At 70.5% G+C, this 14,330-nt stretch carries 11 protein-coding genes and 1 pseudogene; 3 read left to right on the top strand and 9 right to left on the bottom strand.

From position 1 onward, the window contains the following. Positions 1–40: 40 nt before the first annotated feature. The 3 genes from gloA2 to ACQ86G_RS03365 all read right to left on the bottom strand — a co-directional run bounded on the left by gloA2 (position 41) and on the right by ACQ86G_RS03365 (position 3,647). Complete coding sequence (gloA2, locus tag ACQ86G_RS03375) at positions 41–424, bottom strand: SMU1112c/YaeR family gloxylase I-like metalloprotein (RefSeq protein WP_431259322.1); 384 nt, start codon at positions 422–424, stop codon at positions 41–43. 2 nt (positions 425–426) lie between these two features. Then, a complete protein-coding gene (locus tag ACQ86G_RS03370) occupies positions 427–3,033 on the bottom strand; it encodes an ATP-binding protein (protein ID WP_431259321.1) in 2,607 nt (868 codons plus the stop codon). Positions 3,034–3,191: 158 nt separating this feature from the next. Beyond that, a complete protein-coding gene (locus tag ACQ86G_RS03365; RefSeq protein WP_431259320.1) occupies positions 3,192–3,647 on the bottom strand; it encodes a hypothetical protein in 456 nt (151 codons plus the stop codon). Positions 3,648–3,940: 293 nt separating this feature from the next. Here ACQ86G_RS03365 and ACQ86G_RS03360 point away from each other — a divergent pair, with 293 nt between their 5' ends. Both ACQ86G_RS03360 and ACQ86G_RS03355 read left to right on the top strand, forming a co-directional pair. After that, positions 3,941–4,156: a hypothetical protein gene (locus ACQ86G_RS03360; protein WP_431259319.1), complete on the top strand. Its 216-nt coding sequence runs from the start codon at positions 3,941–3,943 to the stop codon at positions 4,154–4,156. Positions 4,157–4,262: 106 nt separating this feature from the next. Then, positions 4,263–5,318 (top strand): NAD(P)H-dependent flavin oxidoreductase, encoded by a 1,056-nt coding sequence (locus ACQ86G_RS03355; RefSeq protein WP_431259318.1) that lies wholly within the window; start codon positions 4,263–4,265, stop codon positions 5,316–5,318. Positions 5,319–5,442: 124 nt separating this feature from the next. On the opposite strand, the gene ACQ86G_RS03350 is transcribed toward ACQ86G_RS03355, so the two are convergent. The 6 genes and pseudogenes from ACQ86G_RS03350 to ACQ86G_RS03325 all read right to left on the bottom strand — a co-directional run bounded on the left by ACQ86G_RS03350 (position 5,443) and on the right by ACQ86G_RS03325 (position 12,305). Next, positions 5,443–6,420, bottom strand: coding sequence for an aldo/keto reductase (locus ACQ86G_RS03350; protein ID WP_431259317.1), 978 nt, complete (start codon positions 6,418–6,420; stop codon positions 5,443–5,445). Positions 6,421–6,514: 94 nt separating this feature from the next. Beyond that, positions 6,515–7,566 (bottom strand): annotated as a pseudogene (rtcA, locus tag ACQ86G_RS03345) (RNA 3'-terminal phosphate cyclase). 136 nt (positions 7,567–7,702) lie between these two features. After that, positions 7,703–7,855, bottom strand: a complete 153-nt coding sequence (locus ACQ86G_RS03340; protein ID WP_431259316.1) for a hypothetical protein — start codon at positions 7,853–7,855, stop codon at positions 7,703–7,705. Then, complete coding sequence (locus tag ACQ86G_RS03335) at positions 7,852–9,066, bottom strand: hypothetical protein (protein ID WP_431259315.1); 1,215 nt, start codon at positions 9,064–9,066, stop codon at positions 7,852–7,854. Before ACQ86G_RS03335 ends, ACQ86G_RS03340 begins: the two co-directional genes overlap by 4 nt. Positions 9,067–9,154: 88 nt before the next feature. Beyond that, on the bottom strand, positions 9,155–10,369 hold the full coding sequence (locus ACQ86G_RS03330; protein WP_431259314.1) for an RtcB family protein: 1,215 nt from the start codon (positions 10,367–10,369) through the stop codon (positions 9,155–9,157). Positions 10,370–10,718: 349 nt separating this feature from the next. Next, positions 10,719–12,305 carry a vWA domain-containing protein gene (locus tag ACQ86G_RS03325; protein ID WP_431259313.1) on the bottom strand — a complete coding sequence of 529 codons (1,587 nt, stop codon included), beginning with the start codon at positions 12,303–12,305 and terminating at the stop codon, positions 10,719–10,721. Positions 12,306–12,594: 289 nt separating this feature from the next. Here ACQ86G_RS03325 and rtcR point away from each other — a divergent pair, with 289 nt between their 5' ends. Beyond that, positions 12,595–14,253 carry an RNA repair transcriptional activator RtcR gene (rtcR, locus tag ACQ86G_RS03320; RefSeq protein ID WP_431259312.1) on the top strand — a complete coding sequence of 553 codons (1,659 nt, stop codon included), beginning with the start codon at positions 12,595–12,597 and terminating at the stop codon, positions 14,251–14,253. The last annotated feature ends 77 nt before the right edge of the window (positions 14,254–14,330 follow it).

The raw sequence follows: 14,330 nt of genomic DNA, 5'->3' as shown, positions 1-14,330 counted from the left end.
GTGGCTCCGGCCCGGGGAACCCCGCCCGGGTGAGGGGGCCTCAGCGCTCGTAGAGCTCCAGCGGCAGCCCGTCCGGATCGGCGAAGAAGGTGAAGCGCTTGCCGGTGAGGTCGTCGACGCGCACCGGCTCGACGGCGATCCCCCGGGCCTCCAGCGCGCGCTTGCCCGACTCGACGTCGTCGACCTCGAAGGCCAGGTGGCGCAGCCCCTGGGCCTCCGGGTACGAGGGCCGAGGCGGCGCGTCGGGGAAGCTGAACAGCTCGATCTGCGAGCCGTCCGGCAGCGCCAGGTCCAGCTTGTACGAGCGCCGCGCCTCGCGGTAGGTCTCGGCGATCACGCGCAGGCCCAGGACCTCGGTGTAGAAGCGCCGCGAGCGCGCGTAGTCGGCGCAGATGATCGCGGTGTGATGGATGCGCAGCAGCATGGTCAGTCCGGTCCGTCGTGTCGGTCGTCGTGTCGGTCGTTGTACCCGTCGTTGTGCCCGTGGTGGTCCTGGCGGTCCCGTTGGCCGACCCGGTCCGGCCGTTCCCGGCGGCTTGCCGTCGGCCGCCGCCCGGTCATCAGGGCGGTCCGCAGTTCGTCGACGTCGACGGGCTTGACCATGTGGTCGTCGAATCCCGCCTCCCGCGTCTTCTCGCGGTCCTGTTCCTGCCCCCAGCCGGTCAGCGCGATCAGGCGCGGATGGCCGATGTCGTCGCCCATCGCGCGCAGCCGGCGCGCCACCTCGTGGCCGTCCATCCCGGGCATCCCGATGTCCAGCAGGACCGCATCGGGCCGCAGCTGGCGGACCGCTCCCAGCGCCGACGGGCCGTCGTAGGCGACGGCCACTTCCGCGCCCATCAGGCGCAGCAGTTCCGCGGTCGTGTCGGCGGCGTCACGGTTGTCGTCGACCAGCAGCAGCCGCGCGGCCAGCGGCGCCTCCTCCCGCGCCGGGGCGGCGGTCTCCGCGCCCGTGTGCGGCGCGGGGATCTCCGGCAGCCGCAGCTGGAAGCTGCTGCCCAGTCCCGGACCGTCGCTGGTGGCGCTCAACAGGCCCCCATGCAGTCGCGCCAGCGTCTGCGACAGGCTCAGCCCGATGCCGAGCCCGCCCTGCGACCGGCTGTGCGAGCGGTCCAGCTGCGAGAACAGCTCGAACAGCTGCGGCAGCTGTCCGGCGGCGATGCCGATGCCGTTGTCCGTCACGGTCAGCACCGCCTCGCCCGACTCGCGCGTGACGTGCACGTCGATGCGTCCGCCCGCGTCGGTGTAGCGCGCCGCGTTGTTCAGCAGGTTCACGAGCAGTTGCGTGAGCCGCACCAGGTCGCCCTGGACCCAGGGCGCCGCGCCGTCGAAGCGCAGCGTCAGGCGATGCCCCTCGCGGTCGATCAACGGACGGCTGCTTTCCACCGCCGCGTCGACGACCGCGACTAGGCTCACCGGCGCATGCTGCAGCATGATCAGTCCGCGGCTGATGCGCGAGACCTCCAGCAGGTCGTCGACCAGCCGCACCATGTGGTTGACCTGGCGCTCCAGCAGCTCGCGGATGCCGGTGAACCGGTCCTCGCGGTCGGCGGCGGCCAGCAGGTGAACGGCATTGCGGATCGGCGCCAGCGGATTGCGCAGCTCATGCGCCAGCGTCGCGAGGAACTCGTCCTTGCGCCGGTCCGAGCGCAGCAGCCGCTCCTCGCGGTCCTGCGCGATGGCCTGGTTGCGCGCGCGCTCGACCGCGACGCGCGTGCGATGCGCCGTCTCCCGGATCAGCGACACGTCGTCCACGCTCCAGGCGCGCGGCGACTCGTCGTGCACGAACAGCAGCGCCACGAGGCGGCCCTGTTCCAGCACCGGCACGTTCACGATCGACCGCACCCGCATCCTGTCGAAGGAGTCGCGATGGTCGCGCGTGCGCGGATCCTCGCGGACATCGGCGATCTCGACGACCTCGTCGCGCTTGAGCTGCTCCACGAAGCTGCCGTAGTCGCGGAAGCGGCGCATCCCCGCCAGGCTGTCCAGGCCGCCGAGCCGCCAGTCGCGTTCGATGCGCACGGTCTCCGCCTCGTGGTCGACGGTGCAGTAGCCGGCCCGCGTCGCGGCCAGCATCATCCCCAGCATCTGCGCGGAGGCGAAGCCGATGTCGGCCGGAGCGCCGACGTCCCTCAGCCGTTCGCTGAGCCCGGCGAGCGCCGCGCCGCGCTGCTCGCCGCGCACCCGCGCCGTCACGTCGACACCCTCGACGAACAGGTGCGTGACCGCGCCCCGGTCGTCGCGGATCGGCTGGTAGACGAAGTCCAGGAAGTGTTCCTCCGACGAGCCGTCGGGCGTGTCGGCGGTGAACGGCGCCGCCTGCGCCGTGTAGGCGCGCCCGGTCGCGTAGACCTCGTCCAGCAGCGCCACATAGCCCTGCGCGGCCGCGTCGGGCAGCGCCTCCGCGACCGTGCGGCCGACCACGTCGCGGCCGCCGATCAGCCGCCGGTAGGCCGGATTGACGCTCTCGAAGCGGTGCTCCGGGCCGGCCAGCACGGCCATGAAGCTCGGCGCCTGCTCGAAGAGCTGCGTCAGCCGCTCGCGCTCGCCGCGGACGCGGCGCTCGGCCATCACCTTGCCGGTGGTCTCGACGACGATGGCCATCACGCCGGCGGGTGTCCCCTCGTCGTCCAGCAGCGGCGAGTAGTCGAGGTTCATCCAGACGTCCTCGGCGCGGCCGTGACGGTGCAGGACGAGTGCCTGGTCCTGGTAATGCAGCGTGCCGCCGGCCAGGCCGACGCGCATGACGTTGTCGTTGAATTCGGCGACCTCGGGCCAGCCCTCGCGCACGTTGCTGCCGAGCAGCTGCGGATGCCGCGCGCCGGCGAACAGCCCATACGCGTCGTTGTAGATCATCACGCCGGGCTCGCCCCAGAGCATCACGATCGGCGTGCGCGCGCGCAGCATCAGGGCCGTCGCGTGGCGGACGTGGTCGGGCCACAGGTCCAGGGGACCGAGCGCGGTCGCTCCCCAGTCGAAGGCCGCGATCAGCGGCGCGATCGCGCCGCCGCCGGACAGGAACGGCGGCAGCACGCGCGGATCGGCGCGATCCAGGGGATCGCTGCGACCGGGGGATCCGGGGGGACGGGAGGGGCGGAGGGGGCAGCCAATTGCGCTCCCGTGAGTCGGGGGATGCGGAAGTATCCGCCGAACCGCCGGACCGTCCTGTCGGCCGGGCGGCCGTCGACCCGTCAGTGGGCGCCGGCGCTCACGAGCACGTCGCGCGGGCCCGCCACGAAGCGGTAGCCTGAGGCCGGCATCGGCGAAGCCTCGTCGTCCAGCGCATAGACATGCAGATGCACGCCCGCGCCGCCGGCCTCGAACTGGCAGTGGCCGCCGACACTCGTGCCCTTGGCCAGGCGGCGGTCGAGGTCGTCGTCGTCGTCGTGGACCTCGGCGTTCACCCAGACGTAGTCCAGCCCCTGCGCGCCGTGCTCGACGGACGTCGAGCGCACCGGCTGGCCGTGCAGCAGCGGGCGCAGCAGCGCGACGCAGCGGTCGTGCTGGGTGGTTTCGTAAGCGGTCATTTCCGGCTTGCGGCCGGACGAGCCCGAGCCGCAGGCGCTCAGCAGCGCGCACAGAACCGCCACCGCGACCGCAGCACGGACTGCGGTCGCAGGGCGCTGGATCGAGTGAAGGTCAGTCACGGCAACTCCTGGACCGTCCCGCTGGACCGCAGGACGAGGGGCGAAGCCTACCGGGGCTTCGTCAAGCGCGTGTGAATGGGGTTTCTGGGCGACATGCGCCCGGCCCCTGATCCTTGGGACAGCGCCCCTGGCGATGTCGAGCCGTCGGGCAGTTCCCTCGGGGCGGGCATCGACGGTGCATCGCGGCCTCCTGCAGTTCGTCCGTTCCGGCGGTCGGTTGGTCGGAGGAGCCGCCGGCGCGGGCGCGCTTGCCTAGACTGCGCCTCGACATCAACTTTCGAGGGACCCGTTCCATGACCATCCGTTCCATTCCCGCCGCCCGTCCGATGGCCTTGCTGCTGGCCGGCGCCGCCGCCGTCCTGTCGACCGGTTGCGTGATCGCCCCCAACACCAGCGAGGCCAACACGCAGCGCATGGAAGACGTCCGCAAGATGAGCGAGCAGGCCACTGCCACCTGCGGCGCGGGCAATGTCAAGGAAGTGAACTCGAAGAGCTTCACCTGCAAGTGACAGGTCGGAGGCCGTAGTCCGCCCCGCGAGAGGGGCGTGACGCGGTAGGGGCATCGGCCTTGCGCGATCATCAGGACCCGTCTTGTCGAGTCCAGGATCCGCCGCCATGCCCACCTCCAGCGCGCCTTTCTCCCCGTTCTTCCTCGGCACCCGGTTGCCGCTGGTGCAGGCACCGATGGCCGGCGTGCAGGACGCGCGGCTGGCGCTCGCGGTGAGCAACGCGGGCGGGCTGGGTTCGCTGCCTGCGGCGATGCTGACGCCCGAGGTGCTCCAGAAGGAGTTGCAGGCCTTGCGCGACGGCACCGACAAGCCGTTCAACGTCAACTTCTTCGCCCACACCCCGCCGACGCCGGACGACGCACGCGAGGCCAGCTGGCGCGATCGCCTCGGTCCGTACTACGCCGAGTTCGGCATCGATCCGACGCAGATCAAGGCCGGCCCCGGACGGGCGCCGTTCACCGCGGAGATCGCCGACCTGGTCGAGCCGTTCAAGCCGCCGGTGGTGAGTTTCCATTTCGGCTTGCCGTCGGCAGAACTGATCGCGCGTGTGAAAGGCTGGGGCAGCCTGGTGCTGGGCAGCGCGACCACGGTCGACGAGGCCCGATGGCTGGAGGCGCACGGCGCCGACGGTGTCATCGCGCAAGGCTGGGAAGCCGGCGGTCATCGTGGCCACTTCCTCAGTGACGACCTGACGCGGCAACCCGGCACGATGGCGCTGCTGCCGCAGATCGTGCGCGCGGTGAAGGTGCCGGTGATCGCGGCGGGAGGCATCGCCGATGTGCGTGGCATCCGCGCGGCGCTGGCGCTGGGCGCGTCGGCGGTGCAACTGGGCACGGCCTTCCTGCTGTGCGAGGAAGCGACGACGAGCGCTCCGCACCGGGCGGCGCTGCGCGACCCGGCCAATCACCACACGGCGGTGACGAATCTCTTCACCGGTCGTCCGGCGCGGGGCATCGTGAACCGCTACATGCGCGAGGTCGGTCCGTTGAACGAGGCGGCGCCGGAGTTCCCGTTGGCGACCTCCAGCATCGCGCCGTTGCGTGCCAAGGCCGAAGCGCAGGGCAGCGGCGATTTCTCGCCGCTGTGGTCGGGTCAGAACTTCGCCGCGGTGCGTGAGATCGCCGCGGCTGCACTCGTGACCGAGCTCAGCGCGGCGTTCTGATCTCTCAAAGTCCTCGGTGGCAAAACCGTCGAAGGGCGGTGCTGGTCAGGGACGGGAGGGCTCGGGGTTTCGGCCCTTGCGGCCGGGGCCCTGCGCTCTCGCGGCCAACGCCCGGACTACGCAGTCAAGGCAACGGCGCCCCACGCGCTGCCACATACAACGCGTACCACTCGTTGCGACTGAGCTGAACCTTCAGCGCATCACCGCAGGCGCGGATGCGATCCGGGTTGGCCGAGCCGATGACCGGCTGGATGCGTGCCGGATGCTTCATCAGCCACGCCAGCAGGATGCCTTCGGTGCTGACGCCGTGTTCCTGCGCCAGCTTCTGGACCAGCACGCGGGCGGCTTCGTCGGCCGGGTCCTGGGCGGTCTCGCCGCTGAAGCGGCCGCGGGCCAGCGCGGCCCAGGCCTGCAGCTGGATGCCGTGCTGCTGGCAGTGTTCGAGCGTGCCGGTCCAGGCCAGCGCGCCGGGGCGTGCCGCGGCCTGGCGGTCGTTGAAGCAGGTGCCGGCATCCAGCGGCTCGAGATGGCCGAGCCCGAGTTCCAGCTGGTTCACGACCAGCGGCTGATCCAGCGCGCGGCCGAGCCAGGCCATCTGGCCGACGTTCATGTTGGACACGCCGAAGTGGCTCACCTTGCCCGCCGCGCGCAGGCGCTGGAAGGCTTCGGCGATTTCCTCCGGCTGCATCAGCGGATCCGGGCGATGCAGCAGCAGGATGTCCAGGCGCTCGGTGCCCAGGCGCTTGAGGCTGGCCTCCACGGCCTGGACGATGTAGCCGCCGGACAAGTCGTAGCGACCGGGGCCTTCCTCGTCGGCGAAGCGGATGCCGCACTTGCTCTGCAGCACGATGCGATCGCGCAGCGACGGCTGGCGGCGGAACAGCTCGCCGAACACCGACTCGGCCTTGCCGCGGGTGTAGATGTCGGCGTGGTCGAACAACGTCACGCCGATCTCCAGCGCGGCCTCGGCGGCGGCCTGCGCATGGTCGACGTGGGCGGCGGTGAACGGGGAGTCGTCCCAGTGGCCGCCCAGGCCCATGCAGCCGTAGGCGAGCGGGCTGACGGTCGGGAAGTGCTGCTGCAGCGGAAGGGCGTGGCTCATGGTGGGCTTGCGCGTTCTGGAATGGGGAACGCGCCCGGGTGGGCGCGCGGTGCGGGATTGTGACGCGGCGCGCGGGCGCCGCGTTTCATCGTGGTTACGTCGCCGGCAGGACGTCGACGCGCCAGGCGTTGCCGGCGCGCGAGACCTCCAGCCGCGAGTCGAAGCGCACGTCCAGGAATCGCTCGATGACGCCGAAGTTGGTGCGGCTGTGCTCGGTCAGTTCCGTGCAGGTATAGGCCGCCGGACGACCGGAACCCGCGACCGCCAGCGCGAGCGGCAGCGCCAGCTGGTCCGCCAGGTGCGGGCCGACCGCGCCGGCGGAGAGTTCATACGCGCGCAACTCCTTGAAGACGGTCTGTGCGACCTCTTCCGCCGACAGGCCGCGTTCGCCGAAGGCGATGAAGACCTCGGTCAAGTGTTCGTGCACCAGCGTCGTCATCAGCGCGTTGCCAGGCCCTTCGTTCTGTCGCGCCGCGCCGACGCGCAGTTGATGCTGATCCCAGCCCGTCAGGCGTTGGAGGGCCTCGAGCTCGCGTTCCGCGACGCCGCGCGGCAGCGCGGGCGCCAGCACCTCGGCGAAGGCGTCCAGCGGCTCGCCGCGCTCGAGCAGGTCGAACGGGCGCAGCCCCCGTCGGCCGGTGTGATGACGGCGTCGATCTCACCGCCGCCGGCGGGGTAGAAGCCGTGACGGCGCAGCGTCAGGTCCAGTTTGGCCCCCGCACGGCGGATCAGCGGCGCGAAGGTGCGCTGCAGGAAGTGGAACGGCGGCGCCATCGGGTTGTGTGTCCCGCCGGACAGCTGCAGGCGGCTGGGGCCGTCGGCCAGCATCAGCGGCGGCAGCACCGTCTGCAGCACCAGCGTGCAGCTGCCCGCGGTGCCGACCGCGAAGCGGTAGTCGCCGGCATGCACCTGGCCGGGCCGGAACTCGAGCGTCTGCGAGCCCAGCTCCGCGCCCACCACCGTCGCGCCGCAGACCTCCTGCGCGGCGAGCACGCAGGTCAGGTGCTGACGCATCAGACCCGGCTTGGGGCGCTTCGCGCGGATGCGCTCGATGCGCAGCGGGGTGCCGGTGCACATAGCCAGCGCGAGCGCCGTGCGCAGGATCTGTCCGCCGCCTTCGCCGTGCGAGCCGTCCAGTTCAACCATGTTCTCCCTGATCTTCATTGCTTCTCGCGGGACCCGCGGCGATGCGCCGCGGGTCCGCGCCTTTCTCTCTCGGTCTTCTGTTTTATCTTCTTCGAATCCGGCCTCAGTCCGGTTTCAATGCGGTTTCAAAGCACGCTCAACGCGCTGTCAGCAGGCCGCAGGTCGACAGCGCGAACGACAGACGGGCTCGCAGCGCCGGCGGCAACACGGGCGACGAGTCCCGCCACTGGTCGCGCAGTCGCGCGGCTTGCGGCTCGCCGGGCGCCGACACGCCCCGCCGGGTGCTCACTTCCCAGCGGTCGAACGCCTGGAGCAGCGCATCGACACCCCCTCGGCCAAAGGCTGGCGGGCAAGGTCGAGCAGCTCGCCGAACTGCGTCCACAGACCCCAGGATTGCGACATCCTGAGCCCGCGGCGCAGTGCGACCGCGCTGCCCTGCGCCATCACCAGCGGCCACAGCTCGACGGGCGACAGCCCGGGGACGCCTCGTCCCACGGCGTCCGCCGCGACGCGCTGAACGCGCGGCGATGTGTCGCCCAGGGCGCGGCGCAGCCAATGCTGCTGCCGGGCGTCGACGCTCGCGCGGATCAGGTGATCGAGCGCGACGGCGCGCAGGGGCGCTGCCGGCTGGACGTCGCCGGTCATCGACAGCAGTCGCTCGGCCCGGGCGGTGGTCGACGCGGGGTCGACCGCCGCCAGGAAGGCGAAGGCCGGCGCACCGCCGTGCGGCACGTTGCCGACCATCTGCAGCTGCGATTCGGCGAGGACGCGGACCGGGTCCGTTCCCCCGCTTCGTCGCAGGAACGCGAGTGCGACGTCGCGCACACCGCCGCGCGGATCCAACGCGAGCCGCTGCGCCGTCGCGGCGCCGAGTTCTGGCGTCGTGTCGCACAGGCGGCGCAACGCGTGGGCACGGACCGGACCGGTCGGGCTGTCGCAGGCGGCGAGCCAGAGCGCCGACCGCGCCGGTCCGCCGGGCAGTTCCTCGATGCGTTCGAGGGCCCACCGTGCCGCGACGATGTCGGCGCCGCGCAGCCGGCTCGACAGCAGCGCGGGCCGTTCGGCCGGCGACGCCGCGCGCCATTCGACGGTGTCGAGCCAGCGTCCGACCACAGGCGGCAGCGCGCCGCGCATGTCGGCCAGACGGTCCAGCCGACCCGGCGCGACGAGGAAGGTCGCGATCGTCGCCAGCAACGGTCCGTGGTCGGCGCGCTGACCGCGCAGCACGTCGGCCAGTGCCGGCAAGGCCGCCGGCCAGGCGTCGATGCGGTCGTCGGCGAGGAATCCCCGCACGGCGATGCCGGCGGCCCGCCGCACCTGCGGGACCCAGTCGTTCACGCGGGCCAGCAGACCCGGCAGGCCCGCGGGCGCCCGCAGCTTGCCCAGCGCCTCCACGGCTTCCTGCCGCGAGTGACCGCTGCGCGCGTCCAGCATCGGCAACCAGGCCTCCGCTGTCGACGCCGACGGCCTGTCGCCGGAGAACCAATCCTTCCAGTTCATCTTCTTCTCCCTGACGGGACGACGCGCGCCACCGAAGTTCGCGCGCGTCGTCCGCTCGTCGCCGGCCGTCAGGCCGGTCTCTGGTTCCTCACCCCTTCACGCACACCACCTGCTTGAGCGTGTGCACCACCTCCACCAGGTCCTGCTGGGCCGCCATGACCGCGTCGATGTCCTTGTAGGCCATCGGGATCTCGTCGATGACGTCGGCGTCCTTGCGGCACTCGACGCCTTCGGTGGCGGCGCGCTGGTCCTTCAGCGTGAAGCGGCGCTTGGCTTCCGTGCGGCTCATCGTGCGGCCGGCCCCGTGCGAGCAGCTCTCGAAGCTCTCCGGGTTGCCCTTGCCGCGGACGATGTAGCTGCGCGCGCCCATGCTGCCGGGAATGATCCCCATCTGGCCCTGCTTCGCGCTCACCGCGCCCTTGCGCGTCACGAACACGTCCTGGCCGAAGTGGGTCTCCTTCTGCACGTAGTTGTGGTGGCAGTTGACCGCCTCGATGTGGCTCTCGAACTTCTTCCCGATCACCTTCTTCGCGGCAGCGATCACGCGGCGCATCATCACCTCGCGGTTGGTCTCCGCGAACTTCTGCGCCCAGCCCACCGCGCGGACGTAGTCGCCGAAGTACTTCGCGCCTTCCTCGAAGTACGCGAGGTTCGCATCCGGCAGGTTGGCCTGGTGCTGCATCGCGTCCTTCTTCGCCAGCTCGATGAACATGGTGCCGATCGCGTTCCCGACGCCGCGCGAACCCGAATGCAGCATGAACCACACGAAGCCGACTTCATCCAGGCAGACCTCGATGAAGTGGTTGCCCGTCCCGAGCGTGCCCAGGTGCTTGTGGTTGTTGGTGTTCTTCAGCTTCGGGTAGTCGCGGCAGATCTCGGCGAAGTCGGGCTGCAGCTCCGCCCAGGCCGCGTCGACCATCTCGGGCGGGTTCTCCCACGCGCCGACGTCGCGGCCCTTGGGCGTGCGGCCGTGCGGCACGGCGGCCTCGATCGCCGAACGCAGCGGACCCAGGTTGTCCGGCAGGTCCTCGGCGCGCAGCGTGGTCTTGCAGGCCATCATCCCGCAGCCGATGTCGACGCCGACCGCGGCCGGGATGATCGCCTTCAGCGTCGGGATCACCGACCCCACCGTCGCGCCGATGCCCAGGTGCACGTCGGGCATCGCCGCGATGTGCTTGAACACCACCGGCAGCTTCGCCGCGTTCATCAGCTGCTTGCGCGCCTCGTCCTCGACGGGCACGCCCTGCGTCCACATCTTCACCGGCACGCCGCCGGCGACTTCCATCTCGTTGTAGTTCTTCATGATCCGTTCCATTCAAACAGGGGCTGTGGCCTCGGCCAGTCCCCGCGGTGAGCGATGACAAGGGATGGTGAAACGTGTTCCTGCTCTACCAGACTGAGCTACGGTGTCCCGGAGGACCCCGGCGGGATTCGAACCCGCGACCAGGGCATTAAGAGTGCTGTAGTTCCACCTGCATTCATCGCTCGCCGCGGGGACCGCATCCGGTCCGCCGACAGCCTTCACTCTGTCGATTCTTTCTCGTTGTCCATTCACAGCCCCCGCGTGGCGACTAACGGTTGCGAGGACATCGGGTTCAGATGTAGTCCTCGTCGGCATTCGCCACGCGACAGCATTCACTTCATGCGTTCATTCACTGCGGGTCGATCGACACGCGTTCGATCTCGCGGACCCAGTGACCCGCCTCGGTCGCACCGGCGGCGAAATCGCCGACCATGCGGAACACCGCATCCGAGAAGCCGCCGACGTTCATCACGTCCTGGCGCTCCACCGCCTGCGTCGAGGCGCCGGGCTGGATGTCGATGCACACCAGCTTCGCCGTCGGGCACCGCGCCTTGATCGCCTCCCACTGTGTCATGGTCTCGGTCGCGCCATGACGGCGTGCGTCGATCCACGACTCGTTGTCGGACACGATCACGACCAGATCCACCATCGCCTGCTCCTTGTTGAGCTGGCGCAGCGGCGCGCTGACCGACGTCCCACCTCCGCCGACCGCCGCCAGCTTCGCCGCGTTGGTCATCACCGAATCGCGGGGATTCAGCTTCACCGACACGACGTCGCATTCGAATGGCATCACGCGGCAGTCCGGGTTCTTGCGGACCAGCGCCGCGGCCACCAGGGCGGCCACGTCGATGCATCGCACCACCGAGGTCGCCGAGCCGCGCCCGCCGGTCACCGCCGACGACATCGACCCCGACACGTCCGGGCAGACCACGACATGGCCCTCGACCGCCGGCACGTTGACCAGCGCGGCCTCCATCGCGTCCTGCAGCGCCTCGCGGATCTGCGACGGCACGTCAGACGCCGCGTTGAACGCCGTCATCAACTGGTACGGCAGCACGCGGGCCGAAGCCACGGCTTTCGGATCACGCAGCAGCGCGGCCAGTTGCGCGGTCATCCCCGGACGCTCGAACACGCCATGGCGAGCGAAAGCGTTCAGGTTCTGACGCACCATCTGCCACGAGCCCTGCGCCGCGATGCGCGCCCAGTGCGAATCGTTCAGCGGCAGCGCCGTCAGCATCTGGAAGGGCACCGGCGGCAGGTCGTCCGCCGTCGCGCCTTCCGTCTTGCCGGACAGCAGCGCCCGCTTGAAGCGCTCGTAGGCCAGCGTCGCGGGCGGCAGGGCCGCTTCGTCGTACGGGCGGTCGATCAGCCACGCGAACCATGCCGCGCGCCAGGCTTCCGCCGGCTTCGGGTGGACCATGCGGACCACGTCGGCCAGCGTCGGCTCGGTGCCGATGGCGGCCTGCAGCAGACGCTGCTCGCTCGCGTTCGTCAGCCATTGCTGGACCAGCTTCTTCGGACGCGATCCCAGCGACTTGCGGCCGGTCTGATCCGATCGCAGGATCTGCACGAAGTTGCGCAGCATCTTGCCGTTGTCGATGACGCGGCCGAACACGGGCTGCAGCAGCGCGATGTCGCGTTGCGCCAGCACGGCGGCCAGCAGCGCCGGCATGTCCTTCATGTGGCCGGACTGGCGGGCGTAGACCGCGGTCTTGGCCAGGAAGGCGGTGTCGACATCCTGAGCCAGGGCCAGCGCATCTTCCAGCTGGGATTGAGCGCCGGCGTAGAACGTCGACGTCATGCAGCCGGTCGCCGCCAGTTGCGCCAGGCGGTGCCGGGTCTTGTAGCCGTAGGCCCGGGCGCCGGACTGGTTCACCGCGTCCGCGGCGGGCGGCAGCTTGCCGGGCGTCGTCTTGAAGAGTTGCGTGTTGACCATGTTGTCCTCCCTGTCGGGTGTCGGTCGGCGTTGCTGTCTTGCAGCGCCGCCGTGTTGTTCTTGCCTTCTTCATTGCAACGCCCGTGCCAGGTCTTGCCAAGCCGGGCCAGGTCTTGCCCGGATACTCGTCAAGTCATTGATTCGCAAGGGAAAAGTTTTCCCGTCGCAGAGAGGGCTGCCAGAGATTGCAGTCCTCCATTCATCCACGAGCTCCTCCATGACTGGATGATTGGCTAAATGACTAGCGAAAAAGATAGATCGAGTGAGCCGCGCGGATAAACTGCGGCCCATGGCGAAGAAGCATGTGGTGATCGGCTACCTGGGGTCGCAACTGGATAGCGGCCAGGGTGCCGGCCGGTGGGAGAAGTGGCGGCCGACGATCTCGCTGGTGTCGCAGCCGGACGTGGTCGTGCACCGGCTGGAGCTGTTCCACGCGCCGCAACACCTGGCCCTCGCGGAGGTGCTGCGGAACGACATCGCCAAGATCTCGCCGGAGACCGAGGTCCACCTCATCCCGATGCCCCACGAGGACCCGTGGGACTTCGGCGAGGTCTACGCGACGCTCTACGACTGGGTGCGCGGCTACCGCTTCGATCCCGCGCACGAGCAGTACTGGGCCCACATCACCACCGGCACGCACGTCGCGCAGATCTGCATGTTCCTGATGGTGGAGGCCCGCTTCATCCCGGGCGTGCTGCTGCAGACCTCGCCGCCGCGCAAGCAGCGCGAGGGCGAACCGGGCTCGATGACGCTGATCGACCTGGACCTGTCGCGCTACGACCGCATCGCGCAGCGCTTCGAGGCGGAGCAGCACGACGCCGTCGCCTTCCTGAAGAGCGGCATCGCGACGCGCAACCGCCGCTTCAACGCGCTGATCGAGGAGATCGAGCGCGTGGCCGTGCATTCGCGCGCACCCATCCTGCTGGCCGGGCCGACGGGCGCGGGCAAGTCCTTCCTGGCGCGCCGGATGTACGAGCTGAAGCAGACGCGACATCAGCTGGAGGGCGCTTTCGTCGAGGTCAACTGCGCCACGCTGCGCGGCGACGGCGCGGCGTCGACGCTGTTCGGGCACAAGAAGGGCTCGTTCACCGGCGCGATGGCGGACCGGGCCGGCCTGCTGCGCACGGCGGACGGCGGCCTGCTGTTCCTGGACGAGATCGGCGAGCTGGGCCTGGACGAGCAGGCCATGCTGCTGAAGGCCATCGAGGAGAAGCGCTTCCTGCCCGTCGGCGCGGACCGCGAGGTGACCAGCGACTTCCAGCTCATCGCCGGCACCAATCGCGACCTGCGCGCGGAGGTCGCCGCGGGGCGCTTCCGCGACGACCTGTTCGCGCGGATCAACCTGTGGACCTACAGCCTGCCGGGGCTGCGCGACCGGCCCGAGGACATCGAGCCCAACGTCGACCATCTGGTGCAGCAGGTCGGTCGCGAGAGCGGCCGCGCGGTGCGCTTCAACGCCGAGGCGAAGACGCGGTACCTGGGTTTCGCGCAGTCGCCGCGCGCGCCGTGGAGCGGCAACTTCCGCGACCTGTCGGCGTCGGTGACGCGGCTGGTGACGCTGGCCGAGGGCGGGCGCATCGGCACGCCGCTGGTCGAGGCGGAGATCGCGCGGCTCGAATGGCTGTGGGAGCGCGACACGGCCGGGTCCGGCCGTCCGGGCCGGGCCGGTGGCGCGGGCGATGGTGTCGGCGACGGCGAGGCGAGCGGCGACGCGTTGCTGGACGCGCTCTTCGATCCGCCGGTGCTGGCGGCGATGGACCTCTTCGACCGCCTGCAACTCGCCGCCGTGCTGCGCGTGTGCGCGGCGGCCTCGTCGCTGTCGGAGGCGGGGCGGCAGCTCTTCCACGCGAGCCGGCAGGCGCGCAGCGTGGTCAACGACGCCGACCGCCTGCGCAAGTACCTGCTGAAGTTCGGGCTGTCCTGGGACCGCATCGCCGCCGTGCGGTGAGCGGCGGTCCCCACGCATCGCCACGCCCCCACGCTTCCTGCCTTCACGCGATCCGCACCCGTCCCCCGTACGGCAGC

Source organism: Roseateles chitinivorans (genome assembly GCF_050632145.1).
GTDB lineage: Bacteria > Pseudomonadota > Gammaproteobacteria > Burkholderiales > Burkholderiaceae_C > Roseateles > Roseateles chitinivorans_B.
This window is presented reverse-complemented; position numbering and strand designations above follow the sequence as displayed.